The sequence below is a fragment of the Pseudanabaena sp. Chao 1811 genome (assembly GCF_027942295.1).
Lineage (GTDB): Bacteria > Cyanobacteriota > Cyanobacteriia > Pseudanabaenales > Pseudanabaenaceae > Pseudanabaena.
The window spans coordinates 1783278-1807592 of the sequence record NZ_CP101416.1; the positions used below are offsets into that span (position 1 = coordinate 1783278).

Sequence of the window (24315 nt, forward strand, 5' to 3'; positions counted from 1 at the left end):
AACGAGCTTTGAGACTGAAACATCTTAATAAAATCTGAGTTCTCTATAGCTGTTTAAGCTATGTAAAAAATGGTGAAATGGCGAAAATAAGAATTGTTTGGCAATTCTTATTTTCCACAACCAGTTATGGATAAATTCAAAATCCAGAAGAGAGTTGCGGTGCAAAGCACCGCAACTCTCTTCTGGATTTTTATTTAGGTAGAGCACACACAGCGTGCGCTACAGGTTTTATAGCTTCATATCTCAACTTAATAAAAAATTTATATTAAAAAATGCCACAAGTATATAAATCCCTAAAAGCATCTTGAAATGGAGCAGTCTTAAATGGTTTATGGAAGCCTAATCCTTGGAGTTAGGCTTCCATAAATCCAAAAATCTACAGAATGATTGAGGAATACTATATGTAAGTTAATAGATCTAGAACTAGGGCTAAAATGATGTTATGGATATGATAGGGAAGTGTTTACTAATTCTTTATGCACTTATGTAAATAACCAGTAAATAAACCTATCAAACCTGATTCTTTAGATAATTTAAAAAGTCTCACTATGTCGTTTAACTTGTCTAGCAATAGCTTAGGAGAAATTTTAGAGCGCATTACCGCGCTCTCTTTGCGAATAAATTCTGCTGCTAGTTTAGATGAGATGTTAAACATTACTGTCCAGCAAACAAGAGAGCTGTTAGATTGCGATCGCGTATTGATCTATCAGTTCCTGCCCGATGGAGATGGGGCAATTACGGCTGAGTCGGTGGGGGCAAAAGTGCAATCAATTCTAGGGGAATTGATTTACGATCCTTGCTTTGCTCAAAAATGGTGGGGGCTTTATCTAAAAGGAAAGTTTAGTGTGATTGAAGATACACAGACTAAGCCGATGGAGCCTTGTTATGCCAATTTGCTAGCGAGGATGCAGGTTAGGGCAAATCTAGTCATGCCGATTTTGATTGGACAAAAAGTATCAAAATATCTATTTGGGTTGCTGCTTGTGCATCAGTGCGATCGCCCCCGTCAATGGCAAGATCAAGAGATTAGCATACTGCACAATATTGCTACACAACTGGGACTTGCCCTACGCAATAAGACCCAAAGGAAGAAAATAGAAGAAAATATCATTGCGAGTACGAAACGTTGGCAATATGCTATGGATAGTAGTGGCGATGGTATTTGGGATTGGAATCTCCAGACTAATGAGGTTTTCTTCTCACACCGATGGAAAAATATGTTGGGATTTGCCGATCATGAAATTAGCAATAAATTAGAGGAATGGAAGAATCGCGTTCATCCTGATGATCTTGAGCAAGTTTATGTAGATATTGAGAAGCATTTGCGTGGTGAAACTCCACAATATGTGAATGAACATCGACTGAAATGTAAGGATGGGAGCTATAAATGGATTTTGGATCGAGGTTTAGTTTTTAGCTATGATGCCGATGGAAAACCCTTACGATTTATTGGTACGCATGTTGATATTAGCGATCGCAAAAAAGTAGAATCGGAGCTACAAAAGGGTGAAGCTAGGCAGAGAGCCATCCTTGAAGCTCTGCCCGACTTGATTTTGCGCGTTGATCGTGATGGATCATGTTTAGATTGTATGATGCCTACAAACTCGGAACCTAACCAGTTTGTACCAATTGCTAAGCATTTATCTGAAGTCTTACCTCCCGACCTATTAACAATTCAACTGCAAGCAATTGAACGGGCGATCGCCACTAAAGATCTGCAAATATCCAATCATCAACTTTTTAAATTTGGAAAACTTGCCTATGAAGAAGTACGGATCGCAGCAATTAATGAGAATGAAGCTTTAGTCATCGTTCGCGATATTACCTCTCAGGTAGAGCTATCAAGACGATTGGAACAGATCTCGCACAATGTGCCTGGGGTGATTTATCAATACCGACTGAGAGCCGATGGTAGTTCGCATTTTCCCTATGCTAGTCAAGGTATTCGCGATATTTACGATCTTTCCCCTGACGATGTGTGCCAAGATGCTTCTGCTATTTTTGAGCGTCTCCACCCAGATGATATAGAACATGTGGGACAGACAATCATAGAATCCGCTCAAAAACTAACTGTGTGGCAATGTGAATATCGAGTATGTTTTGACGATGGTCGGATCATTTGGGTTGAAGGTCAGGCAACTCCACAAAGAGAACCTGATGGCAGTACTCTCTGGCATGGATACATTACGGAATGTACGAGGCGTAAACAATCAGAAATTGATTTACAGCAGAGTGCTACAAAATTGAGAGAAGCCTATGCTGAGCAAAATGCGCTATTTGCGGCGATGTCTGATTTGGTGTTCATTCGTAATTCTGAAGGGAAGTGTCTTAAAATCGTAACTAATGATATCCATAACTTGTTAGGTACTCCTGAGGAAGTGCTAAGCCGATCAATTATGGAGGAACTTCCTCAACCAGCAGCTAGCATTATTATGTTGGCAATTCGAGAAGCTCTATTTACTAAGAAAATTGTAAATTGTGATTATTCTTTAGAGCTACATGGCAAAGTTGCGTGGTTTTCATCAAATATTTCACCAATTGCCCACGATAAAGTTATTCAGATTGCCAGAGATATTACAGAGCGTAAGCAAGCGGAACTAGCCCTTGCACAGGCTAAGGAAACCGCCGAAGCTGCAACCAGAGCTAAGAGTGAGTTTCTAGCTAATATGAGCCACGAAATTAGAACTCCTATGAATGGGGTCATTGGCATGGTAGATTTGCTCATAGCTACACCACTCAATAGCGAACAGTTGGAATATGTGCAAACGATTCGAGATAGTGGAAATATTCTGCTTTCTATCATTAATGACATTCTTGACTTTTCTAAAATTGAAGCAGGAAAATTAGAACTCGAACAACGTTCTTTTATTTTAGTAGATGCGATTAAGTCCGTTAGCCAGATTTTGAGTAGTCAATGTGCTAATCAAGAAAATACATTCAAATACGCGATCGCGGCTGACGTTCCTAATGTGATTATTGGTGATGTTTCGAGATTAAGTCAAATCTTGATTAACTTAATCGGGAATGCTATTAAGTTTACGAAAAAGGGAGAAGTCACCTTAACCGTGAATTATCTGCGACCTTCCCAACTACAATTTGCCATTCAGGATACAGGTATTGGCATATCTAGCGATCGCCTTAACAGCTTGTTTCAAGCCTTTGCACAGGCTGATACTTCGATCAATCGTCGCTATGGTGGTACAGGGCTAGGTTTGGTAATTTGTAAATGTCTAGTGAAGTTGATGGGTGGTACTATTTGGGTAGAGAGTAAAGGTGGTATTGGTGGCGAACCTCCTATGTTCTGGCAAACAAGATCTGCTACTACTCAAGGTTCTACCTTCTACTTCACCCTCACTTTGCCCTTGACTGCCAAGGCGATCGCGACTACAGATATGCCTGTGAATATGGGGAATGAGAGTTTGATGGCTGAGCAATTTCCTCTCAGGATTTTAGTTGTAGAAGATAATCCTGTAAATCAAAAAATTGCTATGCTCATGATTCTAAAACAGTTTGGTTATCATGTTGACGTTGCTAACAACGGCATAGAATCTGTCAATAAGGTCTCTCAAGGGGCTTATGATCTGGTGTTTATGGATGTACAGATGCCTGAGATGGATGGATTGACAGCGACTAAACTAATTCGAGCTAATCTCTCCATTCCTATCCAACCCTATATTGTGGCGATGACTGGAAATGCTATGCCAGAGGATCGCCAAGCTTGTTTTGATGCGGGGATGAATGATTACATCAGTAAACCAATAAGAAGTAACGAAATTGCACGAGTGTTTGCTCAATATAGAAATTTTGCTCTTAATTCAAAGATAAATTGACTATTCATATCTATTTTTCTTCCAAATCTTGATTCTAGTTCTGTTTTGAGACTGGCGCATTTTAATATATTCGATTCCATTAGACTTTACAAAATTATCAACTAAACCCTCTCTCAACGTCAAAAGGCAAAATCCTTGCTAAGCAAGGATTTTGCCTTTTGGCTTTTAAAATTTTCCAGCTTAATCCGAACTGACGTTATCCTTAGGAGGGAAGTTAAAGGATAAAATCCTTACTCAAAGTGGCACGAACTGCAAGTGTATTAATGGCGACAATCTGTGATATTCCTGACTTTGATACTGCTGAGCAACTTAGCGATCCGCACCCTAGCCCCAACAAACTAGCAAATAACTTTTTCATAACCATAGAGTTGTCACTTACCAATATTTCATGTAAGAATTCATGGGATATTTTGTGCTTGTGACAAGGGATCAGGAATTATGCGTTTAGGACAATTGCTTGCGTTAGCAGGGTATCAAAATTCTCAGCCTGAACTAGATGGGCTAGAAGTCAAGCGTTTAATTACCGATTCACGGGCTTGTCAAGATGGGGACTTGTTTATCGGCATGACTGGTACACAGGTGGATGGGGGCAAATTTGCGCCACAGGCGATCGCGCAGGGCGCGATCGCAGCAATCATCTCCCTTGAGGCTCATGCAAATTTGGCGGTTAAGGATAAAGCGATCGCCGTCGATGATGTGGTTGTCGCTTGTAGCAAATTGGCGACAGCATTTTATGACTATCCTGCTCAAAAGCTAAAACTGGTGGGCGTGACGGGGACAAATGGCAAAACGACGACGACCCACCTGATCGAGTTTTTATTGCAAACCCAATATGCTGCGGCCCTATTTGGCACACTCTATACCCGTTGGGCGGGCTATTCCCAGACTGCAAGCCATACCACACCCTTTGCAGTAGACTTGCAGGCGCAACTATCCCAAGCGATCGCCGCAGGTTGTGATGTCGGTTTGATGGAGGTTAGCTCCCATGCTCTAGATCAGAGGCGCGTGTTAGGTTGCCCCTTTGAGGTTGCCGTATTTACCAACTTGACCCAAGACCATTTGGACTACCACAAAGACCTAGAGGCTTATTTTCAGGCAAAGTCTCTCCTGTTTAGCGACACCTATTTACAAGGTCGCGCCATTATTAATCTCGATGATCCCTTTGGGCAGAGATTAGTGCAATCTCTCACGGACAAACCAGTTTGGACCTATAGCATTAGCAACTCTCAAGCCGATTTTTATACAGAGGATTTGACCTATCTGCCCAATGGCGCGACGGGAATCCTGCATACCCCACAGGGAGCAATTACTTTCAAATCGCCTCTAGTGGGGCGCTTTAATGTCGAGAATATTTTGGCAGCGATCGCTACGGCTTTGCATATGGGCATGGGCTTGACGGAAGTAATCAGCCGCTTGCCAGAGTTTAAGAGTGTCCCTGGCCGCGTAGAACGGGTACAGGTCAGCGATGACCAAGATGTAACTGTGGTGGTGGACTATGCCCATACTCCCGACAGTCTCGAAAACCTACTCAAGGCAATGCGTCCCTTTACGCAGCGTGAATTAGTCTGTGTATTTGGCTGTGGTGGCGATCGCGATCGCACCAAGCGTCCATTGATGGGTGGGATTGCTGCCCGACTTGCCGATCGCGTTTATGTCACTTCCGACAATCCGCGCACCGAAGATCCTCAGAGAATTCTTGATGATGTTGTAGTTGGTGTAAAGGCTGACATTGGGGATAAACCTCTGACCATCGAAGGCGATCGCCATAAATGTATCCAACTGGCGATCGCTGAAGCCCAAGCAGGCGATACGATTTTGATCGCAGGCAAAGGACATGAAGACTATCAAATTATTGGACGCGAAAAAATCCATTTTGACGATCGCGAAGAGGCACAATTAGCTTTGAGCAACCGTCGATTAGGTACTCACTAAGAAATTGGTAATACCTTCTAAAGCTTTGCTGAGTCAAGCAAAGACTACTTAAATATGTGATAAATCCTCAGCAAAAACACGTAAGGAGGATCGGTTATGATGCAAAAGGAAGTATATTCAGAACCAAGTTAGGTTTATCACTGCTAGATAGGAAGAAGTAGCTACATGGGTTCGCAATCTGCCCCTAAACCTAAGTTGCTAGTTATCGATGATGAACCCGATAACTTAGATTTGCTATTTCGGACTTTTTATCGAGAATATCAAGTTCTCAGGGCTAATAGTGGCTTGGAAGCCTTGGAATTGCTCGATCATGAGGGGGAAGTTGCGGTAATTATCTCTGATCAGAGAATGCCGATCATGAGTGGAACGGAATTTTTGAGCCAAATGGCGGTCAAATATCCAGACACCATGCGAATCATCCTCACGGGCTATACCGATGTTGAGGATTTGGTCGAAGCGATTAATACCTGCAAAGTCTTCAAATATGTCACCAAACCTTGGGATGAAGATGAACTGAGAAATGTCGTCAGTCAGGCGATCGACACTCACAATGTATTGCGAAATCGTACTGCCGAACTGCGCCGAACCCTCCGCCAACAGTCACTTATCAATGCGATCGCTGCCTCCGTCGATAACGATGCCCCCTATCGCGAAAGTATTGCCGCGATCGCCGAATTTATTGCCCGTCATTTTGAAGTCTCAGGCAGTATTTTGAGACTATTTGAGAATGGTCAACTGTTAGAAGATTATTTTGCCTATTGCCATGAACCAATTGCTAACTTGCCGCAGTTAGCGGCATCACTACCTCTCCAAGCGCGGATTGTGGCAATTAGCAATATCGAAACTGATGTGCGGATTACTGAAGCTGACAAAGAGATCTATGCCCAAGCAAATATCAAATCTGTTCTTTTTATTCCCCTCGAAGTTCAGAAAGAATGCTTAGCGATGCTAGCGCTATATCATTGTGGAAGCCCCCATGAATGGAGCAAAGATGAATTGGATTTAATTGAGTTAGCAAGTGATCAGGCGGCGATCGTCAGTTCCCGTGCCAGAGCCTATGATCGTATTCAAGAACTTGCCAAGAGAGAAGCTCTACTCAATACGATTACCAGTACAATTCGTTCCAGTCTCGATCCCAAAAAGATTTTTGCTTCGATTACCCAACAGTTAGGACAGGCTCTCAATACCGAAAGTTGCGCCCTTTCTTTATGGACTGAAGAAGATCATTATTTACGCTGTGTAGGTTTGCATTTGCTCGATCCTGATGAGGTAATTGGTAATACAGATAGTTCCAACGAATCAACATTACCTCAATCCATTGTCAATATCTCCGTTAATCCTGTATTTCTCGCACTAATTGAAACGAAGCAACCCGTAGCAATTACCGATTTGCATGAGAATCCTGAATGGAATCTGATTGATTTGCCCTTGCGCTCCATTGCTCGATCACTATTGATCGTCCCCTTGCTCTCCGATGGCAAGATTATTGGCAGCATTTCCATGCGTCAAAACAAAGAGCCTCGCCAATGGCAGCCTGAAGAAATCTCTCTAGTCCAAGCCGTAGCTGCACAGGCGGCGATCGCCGTCCAACAGGCAAATCTCTTTCAAAAAACCCGCCAACAAGCCCAGCAACTGCTGGAACTCGATCGCCAAAAAACCGAGTTCTTTCAAAATCTATCCCATGAATTTCGTACTCCGCTTACCTTAACCATTGGCCCCCTCGAAGCGGCGATCGAGCAATCTAATCCATTGCCCTACGATCAATCTGTGATCGCTCTGCGTAACTGTCGGCGGTTGCTACGATTAGTCAATCAATTGCTGGATATCCAACGCCTTGATGCTGGCAAAATGCAAGCCTGTTTCCGCCCTTGCAATCTCGTCGAATTTACCAGTCAAACCATTGATGCGTTCCGTCCCTATTGCGAGCGCAAAAATATTCATCTCTTTAGCGAATTTAGCGAATGTCCTGATATTTATCTCGACCTAGAGAAGTTTGATAAGGTTCTCTACAATCTCCTGTCCAATGCCATGAAGTTTACGCCCAGCAATGGCAGTATCAACATTAGTATTGATGTAGATGAAGAGCAGAAACGATGTATTCTTCGGGTACATGATACAGGTATCGGCATTCGCCAAGATCAGATTCCTTTTCTCTTTGATCGATTCCGTCAAGCGGAGGGTTCTGTCAATCGCAGTTATGAGGGTAGTGGCTTAGGTTTAGCACTAGTCAAAGAACTCGTTAGTCTGCATGGTGGCGATATTTCAGTCACGTCAGATTATGGCTATGGGACAACCTTTGCGATCGCCATTCCGATGGGTAAAAAACACTTACCCGCCGATCAAGTTACTAACTTACCTGCGGATTTACAAATTTCTAGAGCCTCAGTGGAACTTGCCGATATTGAAACAGAACTCAATTTAGAAGAAGACACAATTCCCTCACTAGCTAATGATAGTGAATTTCCCATTTCTGACCATCCTCAAACAGGCACAATTCTAATCGTTGATGATAATCGGGATCTGCGAAGTTATTTGCGGCGCGTTCTCAATCAATCTGGTTATGACGTGGTTTCAGGACATAATGGCGCTCATGGATACACCCAAGCTCAACAATATCGACCTGATTTGATCGTTACTGATTTGATGATGCCACAGGTTTCAGGTTTAGATTTGATTGCGATGATTCGCAAAGATCAGGAATTGTCAGGTACACCGATCATTTTGCTAACCGCTAAGGCAAACGAAGAGACCCGCATCGAAGGTACGGAAATGGGTGCAGATGGCTACTTAGCCAAGCCCTTTAACGATCGCGAATTATTAGCGGAAGTGCGGAATCTACTCGCCCTCAAAGCCAATGAACGCCGCATTGCCCAACTCAATCTCTATTTAACGGAATCTGTCCTCAAACGTTTTTTACCGCCTAGTCTGGTTGCTAAAGCCGCTACAGGTGAACTCAGCCTCGATCTCCGTCCTGAGCCAAAGATGATCACAGTTCTCTTTACGGATATTGTGGGCTTTACTTCCCTTGCTAATACTTTGCGATCGCGTCGCGTTGCGGAACTGCTCAATCAATACCTCGGCGCGATGACTGAGGCGATTTTTGCCAATGGCGGCACTGTGGATAAATTTATGGGTGACGGCATCATGGCATTGTTTGGTGCGCCCGAAGATTGCAGTCCAAACGAACAAGTGCGTCGTGCTGTTCAGACTGCTAAATCGATGCAGCGATCGCTTGCCCAACTCAATGAACAATGGGCAGCCCAAGGCATTCCTACTGTTAGGTTTCGCTGTGGCATCCATCAAGGTACTGCCGTTGTGGGGATGTTTGGCAGTGCAGAGCGATCGGACTACACGGCGATCGGCCCGACGGTAAATATTGCGGCGCGGATTCAGTCGGCGGCGGAACCTGATTGTATTCTCGTATCGGCAGCCGTGGCGGACTACCTAGATGATGAGGAATTGCGTAAACGTGAACCGCTTAAGCTCAAAGGTGTAGACGAGACGGTATTGACGTTTTTTGTGGATAGTTAAAATTTCATTTTTACCGTAGGTAAAAATGAAATCTCTATATAGCGTATATCAATCTGAAGTACAGGGTTGTGTCTCCGCCGAAGGCGGAGACACAACCCTCTGTACCTCGCTTGCTTGAAAAGCGCTATATAATATTTAGGACAGATGACAGCGGCTCTCATCCTAAATATCGCTCAGTGCGACCCTCTCTCAATATGGATCTTGAACTTTCTCGATTTTATAAGGCTTGCAATCCCACGCATCCTCTCGACTCCAGCAATGAAGAGGATCGCAGTTATTATGTTGACCTCTCAACGGTGCGGGGAGAAAAGCTGATTGAAAGTTTATCGCGCAAGATTGTGAGAATTTCGCCCGATGAGTCAACCTGTCAGCTATTTACAGGGCATATCGGCTGTGGCAAATCGACGGAGCTTTTGCGGCTGAAGCATGAGTTGACCGAGAAAAAGTTTCATGTGGCTTATTTTGAATGCGATCGCCAGTTGGAACTGAGTGATGTTGATGCCAGCGATATTTTGTTAGCGATCGCGGGTCAACTCAGTAAAGGATTGGAACAGGAGGGCATTAATATCATCCCCGAATATTTCAAAAAACTATTTGGCGAACTGAAGGATATTTTGCAAACCAAACTTGATTTGAGCGCAAATTTCAAGCTATCAGTGGGGATTGCCGAGATTACAGCCCAAGCGAAGAATAGCCCGTCATTGCGTCGGCAAATGCGCGAACGGTTGGAATCCCGCACCAATAGCATTATTACTTCCATTAATAAGGAGTTACTGGCTCCTGCCAAGGAGAGATTGCAAGCTGCTGGTAAAAAAGGCTTAGTTGTGATTGTGGATAACCTCGATCGCATTGAAAATCGCATTGATCTTAAAGAGCAGTCCAAGGCTGGATATTTGTTTGTCGAACGGGGCGATCAGTTGCGAGGGTTAGATTGTCATGTGGTTTACACAGTGCCTTTGTTGCTAACTTTTTCTAACGATGCGGCGATCGTGACCAGTCGATTTGGAACCGATATTAAGACTTTGCCGATGGTTCCTGCACGATTGGCAGATGGTAGTGAGTGTGAAGAGGGACTTGCTTTGCTACGTCAGATTGTGATGGCAAGGGCTTTCCCGAAGGCAAATCCATTACAGCGCATTAATGATGAATTTGTAAACAAAGTATTCGATAGTCCCAAAACTCTCGATCGCCTATGTCAAGCTAGTGGTGGTCATGTTCGCAATTTATTTCGATTGCTGTATGGTTGCCTAGAGCAGGACGATCCGCCGATTACCGCAAAATTAGTTGAGAGCATCATCGCTAAGGAACGGAATAAGATGGTAAAGACAATCACTGATGATGAATGGGATTTGATTAAGAAGGTACAACAGGATAAACGGGTACGTGGTGAGGCGGAATATCAAACCCTGATCAAGAGTCAGTTTGTGTTTGAGTATGAGTATCAAGGTAATAGTTGGTTTGACCGAAATCCGATTTTAGATGATTAAGACTCTCCCACCGATAGCTAGTATGTGTACACAAGTCTCAAAAACCCCCTTTAATTCCCCCTTGCAAAGGGGGAAAACTAGAAATCTTGTTCCCTCCCTTATTAAGGGGAAGACTAGAAATCTTGTTCCCTCCCTTATCAAGGGGGAAGACTAGAAATCTTGTCCCCTCCCCTTGTCAAGGGGAGGGTTAGGGAGGGGTTATTAATGAGAGCAGGCAGATAGAGGACGTTTTTATGAATGATCGCACCGATATAATTGCCGATAATAATCGCGATGCTTTACGTCGATTGACGAGAATTGTGACGCGATCGCAAGGTTTTTCATTGTCGATCGCCTTATCTAACTATCACGTATTACAAAAGCGCGTACTACAAGACTTGCGATCGCAACTTACTGAGAATGGCTTACCTGAAACTGCGATCGCGACACTTGAACTCAAACCTGATGCGAAGACTTTGCTAGCACCGATTCAGGAATTGATGGGGGAGGTACATCAATTGCCAAGTGAGCAGAAGCCCAAGGTGTTAATGGTTTTGGGATTGGATGCGGTTACGGAAATCGAAGCGGTTTTGAAGTCGGCAAATCGGGTAAGAGAAGAATTTGCCAATTGTTTAGAGTTTCCGATGGTATTGTGGCTAAACGATCGCACTCAGGATATTTTGACCCGTGAGGCGAGTGATCTAGCGAACTGGACTACGGCAGGGGCGATCGAGTTTCAGCTTGAGACGGAGGAACTAAAGAATTTAGTCCAAGCATCGACGGAGGCAATGTTCGATCGCTTTCTTGAGATTGACAAGCAAGAAACTTCTCTTCACGCTGAAATCTCCCCTAGTGCACAGCATTTTGAACTGATGTCCGCGATCGCCGAATTAGAGGAGCAACAAATTGCGATCGCGCCAGAATTAAGAGCTAATCTAGATTTTGCCTTTGGGTGTATTGCCTTTACAGACAAGGAGATTACACAGGCGCAAGAATTTTTTCAAAAAAGCTTAGCAACTTTTGCAGAATGCGATCGCCTCAAACAGGCGATTTGTTTGCTGCAATTGGGAATGTGCGAGTTCAATCGCGCCTTTGGCGATCGCTATCACAAGCTACCTTTTTACGAAGCTTCTCAAAAATATTTTGCTGAAAGTATCAATCTTTTCCGTGAATTGGAACGTTGGGATTTGGTGGCAGCATATATTAACTTTTTGACTGCGACAACAGAGGAGTTATTGAGTCGGGAAGCCCTCACCCCCAACCCCTCTCCCAGAGGGAGAGGGGAGCAAGAAGTAGATCTAACTCCCCCTCTCCTGCGGGAGAGGGGGCTGGGGGGTGAGGGCTTAGAAGCTCTCGCCCATGAAGCCTTATCCCTACATCAAACCTATCCCAATCAATTGCGAGAGGCGCACGATCGCGCCATCATTGCGTCGGTCAAACTTAGAGAAAAGGACTATCAATCGGCGAAAGAGTTTGCAGAATTGGCTTTGGCTCTCTATCACGAAGGAGAAGAACTGAAACTATCGAATTTAAGTTTTTCCAAGCGTTATGGCTATGGGAAGTATGAGATTTGGTTAGCGAGGGCTTTGGAGGGATTGGGCGATCGCCAAGGTGCGATTAGGCGGCTCGAAAATGTCAAGGCTAGCTGGAATCATCAATACGATGCTCAGATTTATGTGGCAGTTTTGGAGGAGTTGCGATCACTCTATACCGCCGCAGGTTTATATCTAGAAGCCTTTGAAACTAAGCAACATCAGCGATCGGTGGAGCAGCAGTATGGCTTACGCGCTTTTATTGGGGCGGGTACGCTCAATCCGAAACGAGAAGGCAATAATCCTGATCCCTATACGAATGTTGCGCCGCCGCCCGATGAAATTGCTCAAGAGATTGCGGCTTCAGGAAGAATGCAAGATGTGCTGAACTTGGTCGATCGCATTGGTCAGGCAAGATTTCCGTTAACGGTGGTGCATGGTGATTCGGGGGCAGGGAAAAGTTCGATTTTGAGTGGTGGGGTGATTCCTGCGTTACGGCTCAGAGAGAGCTTTGATGGGCGTAGGGTTTTAGTTTTGGCGGTGAAAACCTATAAAGATTGGAGTGGCGAAATTCGGCGGCAGTTACAGAATTATTTCCCCAATCGCTCTCCCGATCTCGATCCGATCCATCATTTCAAACGGAATATTGAAGAGAATTATTTGACGGTATTAATATTCGATCAGTTTGAGGATTTCTTTTTTAAGAAGGAAGATTTTCGCGATCGCCTACCGTTTTATAAGTTCCTGAAGGCTTGTTTGCATACAGATTTTGTGCGGGTAGTGTTGTCATTGCGGGAGGACTATTTGCATTATTTGTTGGAATGCGATCGCGCTGTGGATTTGGAAAAGGTGGAGAATGATATTCTCGGTAAGCAGGTGCGCTACTATTTGGGGGATTTTACGCAGGAGCAGGCGCGGCAGGTAATCGAGGCGTTGACTAGGCGATCGCAGTTACGTTTAGAGCCTGAGTTGATCGAGCGTCTCGTGACGGATTTGAGTGGTGAGCAGTTGCGGATTTTGCCGATTGAGTTGCAGGTGGTGGGGGCGCAGTTGGAGTCGGAGGTTCCACCAATCTCGAATCTGCGTGAGTATCTTGCATTGACAGGGGATACGCAGCGTAAGTCGAGTGAGGTATTGGTGGAGCGGTGGTTGGAGAATGTGGTGAGGGATTGTGGGGTGGGGAATAAGGAGTTGGCGGAGAGGGTGTTGTATGCGTTGACGGGGAATGAGGAGAAGCGTCCGCAAAAGACGCAAGCGGAGCTTGCGGCGGAGTTGTTGCCATCTTCAGCCCCCCTAGCCCCCCAATTCTGGGGGGGACAAGAAAATGACCGTGTTTCAAAGTCCCCCAGTATTGGGGGATTTAGGGGGCTAGATAACATTGCATCGGAGAAGGGAGGAGCAGAAAATCTCTCGCTAGTGCTAGCGGTTCTAGTTGGCTCTGGGCTTGCTTTTCGGGTGAGTAGTGCGCCTGATGATCGTTTTCAGTTGATTCATGATTATTTGGTTAGCTTTATTCGCAAGAAGTATGTCTTCGGTATGGCGGAAGAGTTGCGGATGACTAAAGAACAATTGCGATCGGCGCTAGAGGCAAAAGATTTAGCTCTAGCAGAGAAAGAAAAAGAACTCCAACGCGCTGAAATTGCTGAGATCGAAGCGGTGAGTATCACCTGTGAGGCTTATTGGCTAGCGCATAAGGAGTTAGATGCGATGGTGGCAGGATTAAGAGCCGCAAGGCGCATCTTCGATCCTGATATCCGCAAGATTGTTCCTAACTATACCGAGGGTAGAACCTTTGGGCGACTGTGGGAAGTTATCCATAACATTCACGAAGCCAATCGCCTTGAAGGACATCGCAGTGGGGTTAGGAGCGTTGCCTTTTCTCCCGATGGCAAAACCATCGCCTCTGGCAGTTATGACAAATCCATCAAATTATGGAACCTCGAAGGAAAAGAACTGAGTACCCTCACGGGGCATAGCAATTGGGTTAGGAGCGTCGCCTTTTCTCCCGATGGCAAAACCATCGCCTCTGGTAGTTATGACAAATCCATCAAATTATGGAATCTGGAAGGAAAAGAACTGCGTACCCTCATGGGGCATAGCAATGGGGTTTTGAGCGTCGCCTTTTCTCCCGATGGCAAAACCATCGTCTCTGGCAGTTCTGACAACTCCATCAAATTATGGAATCTGGAAGGAAAAGAACTGCGTACCCTCACGGGGCATAGCAATGTGGTTAGGAGCGTCGCCTTTTCTCCCGATGGCAAAACCATCGCCTCTGGCAGTTATGACAAATCCATCAAATTATGGAATCTGGAAGGAAAAGAACTGCGTACCCTCACGGGGCATAGCAATGTGATTAGGAGCGTCGCCTTTTCTCCCGATGGCAAAACCATCGCCTCTGGCAGTTCTGACAACTCCATCAAATTATGGAATCTGGAAGGAAAAGAACTGCGTACCCTCACGGGGCATAGCAATGGGGTTTTGAGCGTCGCCTTTTCTCCCGATGGCAAAACCATCGCCTCTGGCAGTTCTGACAACTCCATCAAATTATGGAATCTGGAAGGAAAAGAACTGCGTACCTTCATGGGGCATAGCAATGGGGTTTGGAGCATTGCCTTTTCTCCCGATGGCAAAACCATCGTCTCTGGCAGTTCTGACAAATCCATCAAATTATGGAATCTGGAAGGAAAAGAACTGCGTACCCTCATGGGGCATAGCAATGTGGTTAGGAGCATCGCCTTTTCTCCCGTTCGCGCAGCGTTTCCGCAGGAAATTGGCAAAACCATCGTCTCTGGCAGTTCTGACAAATCCATCAAATTATGGAACCTCGAAGGAAAAGAACTGCGTACCCTCATGGGGCATAGCAATGGGGTTTTGAGCGTCGCCTTTTCTCCCGATGGCAAAACTATCGCCTCTGGCAGTTCTGACAAATCCATCAAATTATGGAATCTGGAAGGAAAAGAACTGCGTACCCTCATGGGGCATAACAATGGGATTTGGAGCATCGCCTTTTCTCCCGATGGCAAAACCATCGCCTCTGGCAGTTCTGACAACTCCATCAAATTATGGAATCTGGAAGGAAAAGAACTGCGTACCCTCACGGGGCATAGCAATGGGGTTTTGAGCGTCGCCTTTTCTCCCGATGGCAAAACCATCGCCTCTGGCAGTTCTGACAACTCCATCAAATTATGGAATCTGGAAGGAAAAGAACTGCGTACCCTCACGGGGCATAGCAATGTAGTTTGGAGCATCGCCTTTTCTCCCGATGGCAAAACCATCGTCTCTGGCAGTTCTGACAACTCCATCAAATTATGGAATCTCAAAGGAAAAGAACTGCGTACCCTCATGGGGCATAGCAATGAGGTTTGGAGCGTCGCCTTTTCTCCCGATGGCAAAACCATCGCCTCTGGCAGTTCTGACAACTCCATCAAATTATGGAATCTGGAAGGAAAAGAACTGCGTACCCTCACGGGGCATAGCAATGGGGTTTTGAGCGTCGCCTTTTCTCCCGATGGCAAAACCATCGCCTCTGGCAGTTATGACAAATCCGTCAAATTATGGGATATCGACTATGATCGCGCAATTTCTGAAGCCTGCGATTGGCTACGCCCTTACCTCACCAATAACTCCAATGTTTCTGAAAGCAACAGACAACTTTTGACAAGTCCTGTAGAGGCGTAGCATTTGCGCCACAATCTTGCACACCAACAGATAAACTGCAAATGCTGCGTTCTCTAAAAACTCAATTTCGCAAATTAATATCTCTTGGCTCGTCATACATTTGCCCTCCCTGCCTTTTACGCATAGCTGGTAAATTTTTGCCGATCTAGACATCTAGCGATCGCCTATAGCCTATGAAATACAGGTTGGACACAACCCTCCACACCTCGCTTGCTTGAAAAACGCCTATCTAAAAATACAAAATCTAAAAAACTTTAGAGGATGCGATCGCGATAACATGAAAAAAGCCATGTTATCAAAGCAAGTTAGAAATTAATTTATGTCGAAAATTTGGGAGTTAGATTTTTATTCCCGTCCTGTGTTGGATACTAATAATAAAAAGGTCTGGGAATTACTGATTTGCGATCGCGATCGCCAGTTTGAATGGGTACGTGAATGCCCATCCAACGAAGTCAACTCCGAATGGCTAGCCAAGCAACTTGCGGAATGTGTAGAAACAACGGGAGAAACCCCCATCAAAATCCGTTTCTTTCGTCCGAGCATGACCAATATTATTATTCGGGGTTGTACGCTAGCAGGTATCACAGGACAAGCATCGCGGCGGGTATTTACGATGTCTGCATGGCTCGCCGAGAGAATGGCAAATATTTACCCTAATCGTGAAGGTTTTCAGGCAGTTGATCCCAATCCATTGCCCTTAAAAGTACTAGCCGCCCAAGATCCCAAACCCGTTCCTGATGCCTTAATGGGAGAGCGTTGGATCTCCGTATCGCTAAAAGCGGGAGACTTTGCCGAAGCGAATGAATGGTCGATGGATTTTAGTGAACTACTCGATATCAGTCACCTCGATCCTGAAACGATTGTATCGGGGATCATCATTATTTCAGCAAGGGCAACAGCTCTGGCGGCGTGGATGTCAGGCGTTGATCCTGTATTTATCAAATTTGAACGCTTGCTAGGCGATCGCACCCAAATGCAATTGGAAGCCAGTGCCGATGCGCGATGGGTATTAGCAAATTTACAAGCACCAAAAGATAAACAGGCGATCGCTCAAGGTGCAGCCTTTGAAAAGTCTAAACAAAATGCCCAAGGGTTTCATTTCCTAGCCGTACAAACCAAACCTGAAGAAGAACATTTTGCGGGATTTTGGATGCTGAAAGAAGTTATTTAGACGATAAAATAAAAGCTTCCTAATAATTTAGGGGGATTTCTATGCAGGGCAATTGGCTATTACGGAAAGGGGCTTTGAGTTTTACGATTCTCAACCTGCTAATAGCGATTGCCTATGCGATCGGCGTAAGACTAAGCCATGAATTTGCGACCTTACCAGCTACGGTAGCTTCTGTTTGGTTTCCGTCAGGAATGACATTAGCTCTAGTCTATTTACTAGGCGATCGCGTCATTTTAGGAATTATTTGCGGATCAACCTTGGCACTTGTTCCTGCTTTACTGAAAATGCAGCCGCCAATATCAGGTTTTAGTTTGATCTTGATTTTGATAGCCTGTGCTTGTGGCAATGTTCTCCAGCCAGTGGTTGCCAACTATCTGATTAAAAAGTTTGCTCGACACAAAGACATTTTTAGTCATGTTAGTACAGTAGTTTTGTACATTATGGCAGTAGTCTTTGCCCCGACAATATCGGCATTATTTGGGGTTACTAGTCTCTGCATAACTGGACTGATTCCGTGGACGAGTTATGGACTGAGTTGGATGACATGGTGGCTAGCTAGCGCTCTCCCCCACTTAATCTTTACTCCGACCATCCTCCTATGGCAAAACATATCTTATAAAGACATTCAGCATAAAGTTGGGGAAATAGGCTTAGGACTGAGTTTGTTCTTATGTGTTAGTTGGATTGCCTTTGTGAGTGGCTATCCTTTGGCTTATTTCTTTCTACCGATTCTCATTTGGGTCGTCTTTCGGCATGGTAGTTTTTTTGCCAGCTTATTAGTGAGTATTGTTTCCTTAATCGCAATTTTAGCCACTGCCAAAAATCACGGACTCTATATCCCCAATGAACCCAATGCTTCTCTATTACTATTGCAGTCCTTTATGGCGGTATTTTCTCTAACATCACTAATTCTTTCGGCAGTAATTGACGAAAAAAATGCAGCCCAATTATCTCTCAAACAAGCAATGGAAAATCTCGAATCGCAAGTAATGGAGAGAACAATGGAACTGCAACATAGTGAATATCTGCTCAAACAAGCAAATTTAGAATTAGAAAAGTTGGTCAATGTTGATGGATTGACCCAAGTTGGTAATCGTCGATGTTTTGATGAACGGATGCAAATAGAGTGGGATCGACTTTGCCGAGATTCACAACCTTTATCCTTGATCTTGTTTGATATTGACTATTTCAAACACTATAACGATTGCTATGGACATCAAATGGGTGATGATTGCTTAACGGCGATCGCTCAAACCGTCAAACATGCTTTAGCACGTCCCGCCGATGTAATTGCTCGCTATGGTGGGGAAGAGTTTGTGGTGATATTACCTAATACTAATGCGAAAGGAGCATTCATGGTTGCCGAAAAGATTCGCCTTGAGGTTACAAATTTAGACATTCCTCACCAAAAATCGGATATCAGCGATATAGTTACGATTAGTCTTGGGGTAGCGAGTGTGCTACCGAACTCTATGCAGGAACCAGCAATCCTGATTAAACAAGCTGATATTGCTCTATATCAGGCAAAACAGCAGGGGCGTAATCGATCTATAGTCTTTTTAGAATAAGCCGCAAACTACCATGTCACATCTGCGCCAAAACGTGATTACTAAAGACTGGGTGATTTTTGCTACGGAGAGAGCTAAGCGCCCCCATGAGTTTGCGCGATCGCTAGATGAAATCCCCCCCGACTTACCCACCTACAAGCATAATTGTCCCTTTTGTCGGGGGAATGAAAATACGGCGGAACCTGAATATTTGCGTATAGAAGACGAGCATGGCTGGCGAATCAGGATTATTCCGAATAAATATCCTGCCTTGTCGCCAATAGGCGATCGCATCCGCCATAGCGAGGGAATTCATCGTGCTATTACAGGTGTAGGCTACCACGAAGTTTTGATCGAGCATCCCGATCATAATGCGACGATCGCGCTCATGCAGCTTGATGATGTGATTAATATTTTCAAAGCCTATCGCCAGCGCTATAAAGAGATTCGACAAGACAATCGCATTGAAAGCATCATTATCTTTAAAAATCATGGCGAAAGTGCTGGTACTTCCCTCGAACATCCCCATTCGCAAATCACCGCTACCCCTGTAGTTCCTTCACAAATTCGTTATCGCCTAATCGAAGCAACTAACTATTTTGATGATATCGGTGAATGTTTATTTTGCCATACTCTTAGAGATGAGCTAGCTGCTAAGGAGCGGATTGTTTTTGAAACAGAACATTTTGTCACTTTCATGCCCTATGCAGCTCTATCTCCTTTCCATATGTGGATATTTCCTCGCCGCCATAGTTCTTGCTTTAGCGAAACGAACGATGTTGAGCTTGCCGATCTTGCCTATAATCTCAAAACAGTTCTCGCTAAACTTTATTATGGGCTCAATAATCCTGCCTACAATTACACAATTCGCTCAATGCCAACGGACGAGAAACAGTCTGATTACTTCCATTGGTATTTAGCGATCGTGCCACGGGTTTCTAAGGCGGCGGGCTTTGAACTAGGCAGTGGCATGTATATTAATACAGCCATGCCTGAGGATAGCGCCAAGTTCCTACGAGAAGTACAAATTCCTTAGAGCGTGTTTGAGAAGTTTTTACCCCCTCTAACTCCCCCTTGGAAGGGGGAGAACTTAGACTTCCCCCCTTGGAAGGGGGGATTGAGGGGGGTAAAAGCAGAAATTTATTACTTCTCAAACACGCTCTTAATAGCAAAAATGGGTTGTGGAAGCGCACCCCGAAGGGGTGCGCTTCCACAACCTACAAATGATTTAGGATTGCTATCTGGGCTAGGTACAGTAGCGATCGCGTCCCTGTTGTTTTGCTTTGTACAAGGCCTGATCTGCTTGCTCAATTAATCTATTTGCTTGACCTTCTATCGTAGGCATCATTGAGGCAATTCCGAGGCTAATTGTGACAATTGAACTCACACTAGACTGCTGATGGGGAATTGCTAAATCCTGAACAATCTGCTGCATTCTTTGGGCTACGGAGATAGCTCCATCTAAATCCGTACTAGGAAGCAGTACCACAAATTCCTCACCACCATAGCGAGCCACCAGATCACCAGCCCGATCAATTGCTTTGGAGATAGACTGGGCGACCCTCTCTAGGCAATCATCCCCCGCGAGATGCCCATAGTAGTCGTTATAGAACTTAAAGAAATCAAGATCAAAGATAATTAACGAAAGCAATTGTTGTTTTCGGGCTAGTCGATTCCATTCTTCTTGGAGTCGAATATCAAAGCATCGACGGTTTGCGACCTTAGTTAATCCATCAATATTTACTAAGGATTCGAGTTTTTGATTCGATTCTTGCAGCGCAAGTTCTATTTTCTTCCGTGCAGTAATATCGCGCACGGTAACTGCTAGCCCGTCATCTAACTTGACGGATGCAAATTGATACCAGTAAGAATCCCCCCAAGGATAATAAAAATCTTGTTCTAAAGGTTGTCCTGTTTCCACAACTTGAACAAAGCGATCGAACAAATCTGGCTCAATATTATTAAGGAACTTTCTCGATACTAATTTCCCAATTAGTTCTTCTTGATTGGCATTAAAGGCTCTGACAATAATGGGATTAATCATTAAGCAACGGAAACTTTCAATGTGAGCAGTCGTAGGTTCACGTATTGACTTTAGAGCCACAATGCCATCAAGAGAACTATTTAAAATCCCGCTAAGGATATTTTCTATTTCCCTCCGTTTATTGATCTCATCCTGTAATTTGATAGTTCGATCTTCTACACGCCTTTCTAAATCGGAATTCAGTGATTCTAATTCAGTGTAGGCTTTATATGATCGTAAAGCCGTAATAATCGCTGTAAACAGCTTTTGGGAGGTAAATTCTGTTTTAGTTTTGTAATCATCAATATCATAATCGACAATCACCTGTCTTTCGGGTGCTTGTCCCGGTTGCCCCGTCCGTAAAATAATCCGAATTGCTCGATTCTGAAGGGTTTCGCGGATATACTTAGCAGTAATTAATCCCGCATCGTCAGATTCCATAATGACATCGAGCAATGTAACTGCAATGTCAGGATGTTTTTTCATGATCTGGCGTGCATCCGTTCCAGAATAAGCACTAAGAAACTTAAGACTCTTGTTGTCAAAACTAAAATCTTCTAATGCAAGTCTAGTGATGTTATGAATTTCTACTTCGTCATCAACGATTAGAACTTTCCAAGACTCTAGACTTTCAGACAATGTTTGATCAACTTCATCAGCAAATTCCAATTCATCTGCAATTATTAACTCATCATCAACCATTGAGAACATGAAGTATCTATAACTCTATAGAATTATACAGCTTCCCCAGAGAAATAGTTGACACTAAGACTGCGATTTAATAAGGAAGCAAATTTTTGTGACGTGGCGAAGCCACGTCACAAAAATTTGCTTCCTTATTTTCCTGTATATCCCTTATGAAGTGGTAAATGGACTGCAAAGCAACTACCTTGACCAATCTCGCTGCTGAAACTGACATAGCCGCCGTGGAGTTCTATAAGTTGCTGCACTAGTGCTAGCCCTAACCCTGTACCTTCATATTTGCGTGTGAGCCCTCCATCAATCTGAGTAAATGGCTGAAATATCTGGGCTTGATGGTGAGGAGCAATCCCAATACCTGTATCAGTAACTAAAAACTGAATCCAAGGATCAGAATCCTGCTCATTTTCTATTTTCACATCTAGACTGACCTTGCCTCCCGCTGGTGTAAATTTAATGGCGTTATCTAACAAATGGACTAATACCTGTCTTAATCGTTGCTCATCCACAGCGATCGTTGTTAAATGAGCCACTAGGCTCATCTTAAGTTGAATTTGTTTTTCCAGAGCCTTGTGTTTAACGAACTTGAGGCTAGAGCTGCACAAATCAGCGATCGCTACGGTTGTGATATCTAGATTGAGCATGCCTGCCATGATTTTGGAGGCATCCATCATGTCGTTAATCAATTTCAGTAAATCCTTACTGCTACTTTTAATGATTTCGAGCGCTTCCTCTTGGTTAGAATTGATTGTGCCAAAAAACTCTCCAAGTAAACATTCTGTCATTCCTAAGATCGCGTTGAGGGGGGTGCGCAACTCATGATTCATTGTGGAGAGAAATTCATCTTTTAGTTTAGTAGATTGAATGAGTGCTGCATTAGCATGTTCTAAATTGGCATTCAATGATACTAGTAGGGTATGTGCTCGCAAAGATGTGACAATTGTTGTAAATAGCTTTTGGGAGGTCAGTTCTGTTTTTGTCTTGTAATCATCGATGTCATACTCGACGACTACTTTTTGTTCGGGTACTCGTCCCGGTTGACCTGTTCGCAAAATAATTCTGATTGCTCGATTTTGAAGGGTTTCACGGATATACTTGACGGTAATTAAACCTGCATCATCGGATTCCATAATCACATCGAGCAGAGCAATCGCAATGTCAGGATGCTCTAACATAATCTGGCGAGCTTCTATCCCAGAGTAAGCACTGAGGAACTTGAGACTCTTGTTATGGAAGCTGAAATCTTCTAAAGCCAGTCTGGTGATCGTATGAACTTCTACTTCGTCATCAACAATTAGAACCTTCCAAGTCCCTAGACTTGGTGACGAAACTTGATCCATTTCATCAGCAAATTCTAATTCATCCACGATTGGTAGCTCATTATCGGCCATTGAGAAAATGAAGTATCTATAAAACTATGTAGAATTATACAGCTTACCTAGAGAATTACTCTAAACTAGTCTAAATGCTAGGGGATAGATTGCCTAAGTTCTATGCAACATCAGTTAACACTTTCTAAAATTAAATGATATAGAGGGATTTTTTCTGCCCCTTCAGAGGTAAACGGACTGTAAAACAACTTCCCTCACCAAGCTGGCTGGTGCAATCGACATAGCCCCCGTGGAGTTCTACGAGTTGATGGACTAACGCTAATCCTAATCCTGAGCCTTCATATTTGCGGGAGAGACCACCATCAATCTGGATAAATGGCTGAAATATTTTGTCGTGATCGCTAGGGGCAATACCAATACCTGTATCGGTAACTGAGAAATAAATCCAACTGCGCGAATTCTGCTCAGTTTTTAAGCTGACATCCAGCCTTACCTTACCGCCAGAGGGGGTAAATTTGATGGCATTATCGAGCAAGTTGATTAATATCTGTCTCCATCGCCGCTCATCAACTTCAATAACTTCTAAATCTGGAGATAGACTCATAGAAAGTTGAATTTGCTTTTTGAGGGCTTTGAGTTGAATAAATTCTAGACAGGAGCTACATAAATTAGCGATCGCTACAGTTGTGATATCTAGCTTGAGCATACCTGCCATAATTTTGGAGACATCAAGCATGTCAGCAATCAGTTCCAGTAAATGCTCACCACTGTTTCTAATAGTCTCGAGAGCATCCTCTTGGCTCGAATTAATTGTGCCGAATAATTCTTCATGTAAGCACTCGGTCATCCCTAGAATGGCGTTGAGTGGTGTCCGTAACTCATGGCTCATATTGGCAAGAAACTCATCTTTGAGTTTAGTAGTGCGTAAGAGTTCGGCATTAGTACGTTCTAAATTGATGTTGAGAGCTTCTAAGGTGGTATAAGCCTTGTACGATCGCAAAGCCGTAATGATCGTTGTAAATAGCTTTTGGGAAGTAAATTCTGTTTTGGTTTTGTAATCATCGATATCATAATCGACCATTGCTTGGCGTTCAGGTACTTGCCCCGGTTGACCTGTGCGGAGAATAATCCGAATTGCCCGATTTTGAAGGGTTTCACGGATATATTTAGCGGTGATCAATCCTGCATCATCAGATTCCATAATCACATCCAGTAAAGTGACAGCAATGTCAGGATTTTCATCCATGATCTGACGTGCTTCTTTACCAGAATAGGCACTGAGGAACTGGAGCTTCTTGTTATCAAAGCTGAAATCTTCTAAGGCGAGGCGCGTGATGTTATGAATTTCTACTTCATCATCAACGATCAGTACTTTCCAAGACCCTAGATCCTGTGACGATGTTTGATCAATTTCTTCTTCATCTGCAAATTCTATCAAGTCATTAATCATGAACTTCTCGCCAAATCATTGAAAACATAAAGAAACATAAATATTTACTGGGATTAGACCTAGTATTTTTGTTGAAGGGGGAGTAAAGTAATACTTCTAACCATAGGACTCACCCAATAGCCCTG

General features: G+C 43.9%; 12 protein-coding genes. 8 read left to right on the forward strand and 4 right to left on the reverse strand.

The window, feature by feature from the left end; translation table 11 throughout:
• Window positions 1-548 precede the first annotated feature (548 nt).
• Window positions 549-3830: a PAS domain-containing protein gene (locus NMG48_RS08410; protein WP_271254804.1), complete on the forward strand. Its 3282-nt coding sequence runs from the start codon at window positions 549-551 to the stop codon at window positions 3828-3830.
• A 214-nt stretch (window positions 3831-4044) separates the two neighbouring features.
• Here the strand turns inward: NMG48_RS08410 and NMG48_RS08415 are convergent, their stop codons facing one another.
• Window positions 4045-4188: a hypothetical protein gene (locus NMG48_RS08415; RefSeq protein ID WP_271254805.1), complete on the reverse strand. Its 144-nt coding sequence runs from the start codon at window positions 4186-4188 to the stop codon at window positions 4045-4047.
• A gap of 80 nt (window positions 4189-4268) precedes the next feature.
• Here NMG48_RS08415 and NMG48_RS08420 point away from each other — a divergent pair, with 80 nt between their 5' ends.
• The 7 genes from NMG48_RS08420 (at window position 4269) to galT (ending at window position 19723) form a co-directional block, all read left to right on the forward strand.
• Complete coding sequence (locus NMG48_RS08420) at window positions 4269-5762, forward strand: UDP-N-acetylmuramoyl-L-alanyl-D-glutamate--2,6-diaminopimelate ligase (RefSeq protein ID WP_271254806.1); 1494 nt, start codon at window positions 4269-4271, stop codon at window positions 5760-5762.
• Between the two features lie 165 nt (window positions 5763-5927).
• Window positions 5928-9293 carry a response regulator gene (locus tag NMG48_RS08425; RefSeq protein WP_271254807.1) on the forward strand — a complete coding sequence of 1122 codons (3366 nt, stop codon included), beginning with the start codon at window positions 5928-5930 and terminating at the stop codon, window positions 9291-9293.
• Window positions 9294-9487: 194 nt separating this feature from the next.
• On the forward strand, window positions 9488-10780 hold the full coding sequence (locus tag NMG48_RS08430; RefSeq protein WP_271254808.1) for a P-loop NTPase fold protein: 1293 nt from the start codon (window positions 9488-9490) through the stop codon (window positions 10778-10780).
• Between the two features lie 233 nt (window positions 10781-11013).
• Window positions 11014-15969 carry an NACHT and WD repeat domain-containing protein gene (locus NMG48_RS08435; RefSeq protein WP_271254809.1) on the forward strand — a complete coding sequence of 1652 codons (4956 nt, stop codon included), beginning with the start codon at window positions 11014-11016 and terminating at the stop codon, window positions 15967-15969.
• 319 nt (window positions 15970-16288) lie between these two features.
• On the forward strand, window positions 16289-17140 hold the full coding sequence (locus NMG48_RS08440; RefSeq protein WP_271254810.1) for a Tab2/Atab2 family RNA-binding protein: 852 nt from the start codon (window positions 16289-16291) through the stop codon (window positions 17138-17140).
• 41 nt (window positions 17141-17181) lie between these two features.
• Window positions 17182-18708: a sensor domain-containing diguanylate cyclase gene (locus NMG48_RS08445; protein ID WP_271254811.1), complete on the forward strand. Its 1527-nt coding sequence runs from the start codon at window positions 17182-17184 to the stop codon at window positions 18706-18708.
• A gap of 13 nt (window positions 18709-18721) precedes the next feature.
• On the forward strand, window positions 18722-19723 hold the full coding sequence (gene galT, locus NMG48_RS08450; protein ID WP_271254812.1) for a galactose-1-phosphate uridylyltransferase: 1002 nt from the start codon (window positions 18722-18724) through the stop codon (window positions 19721-19723).
• Window positions 19724-19933: 210 nt separating this feature from the next.
• Here the strand turns inward: galT and NMG48_RS08455 are convergent, their stop codons facing one another.
• The 3 genes from NMG48_RS08455 to NMG48_RS08465 all read right to left on the reverse strand — a co-directional run bounded on the left by NMG48_RS08455 (window position 19934) and on the right by NMG48_RS08465 (window position 24190).
• Window positions 19934-21421 carry a diguanylate cyclase domain-containing protein gene (locus NMG48_RS08455; protein WP_271254813.1) on the reverse strand — a complete coding sequence of 496 codons (1488 nt, stop codon included), beginning with the start codon at window positions 21419-21421 and terminating at the stop codon, window positions 19934-19936.
• A gap of 125 nt (window positions 21422-21546) precedes the next feature.
• Window positions 21547-22800 carry an ATP-binding response regulator gene (locus tag NMG48_RS08460; RefSeq protein WP_271254814.1) on the reverse strand — a complete coding sequence of 418 codons (1254 nt, stop codon included), beginning with the start codon at window positions 22798-22800 and terminating at the stop codon, window positions 21547-21549.
• Window positions 22801-22930: 130 nt separating this feature from the next.
• The gene (locus tag NMG48_RS08465; protein ID WP_271254815.1) at window positions 22931-24190 is read right to left on the reverse strand and encodes a hybrid sensor histidine kinase/response regulator; all 1260 of its coding nucleotides are present in this window, start codon (window positions 24188-24190) and stop codon (window positions 22931-22933) included.
• Window positions 24191-24315 lie beyond the last annotated feature (125 nt).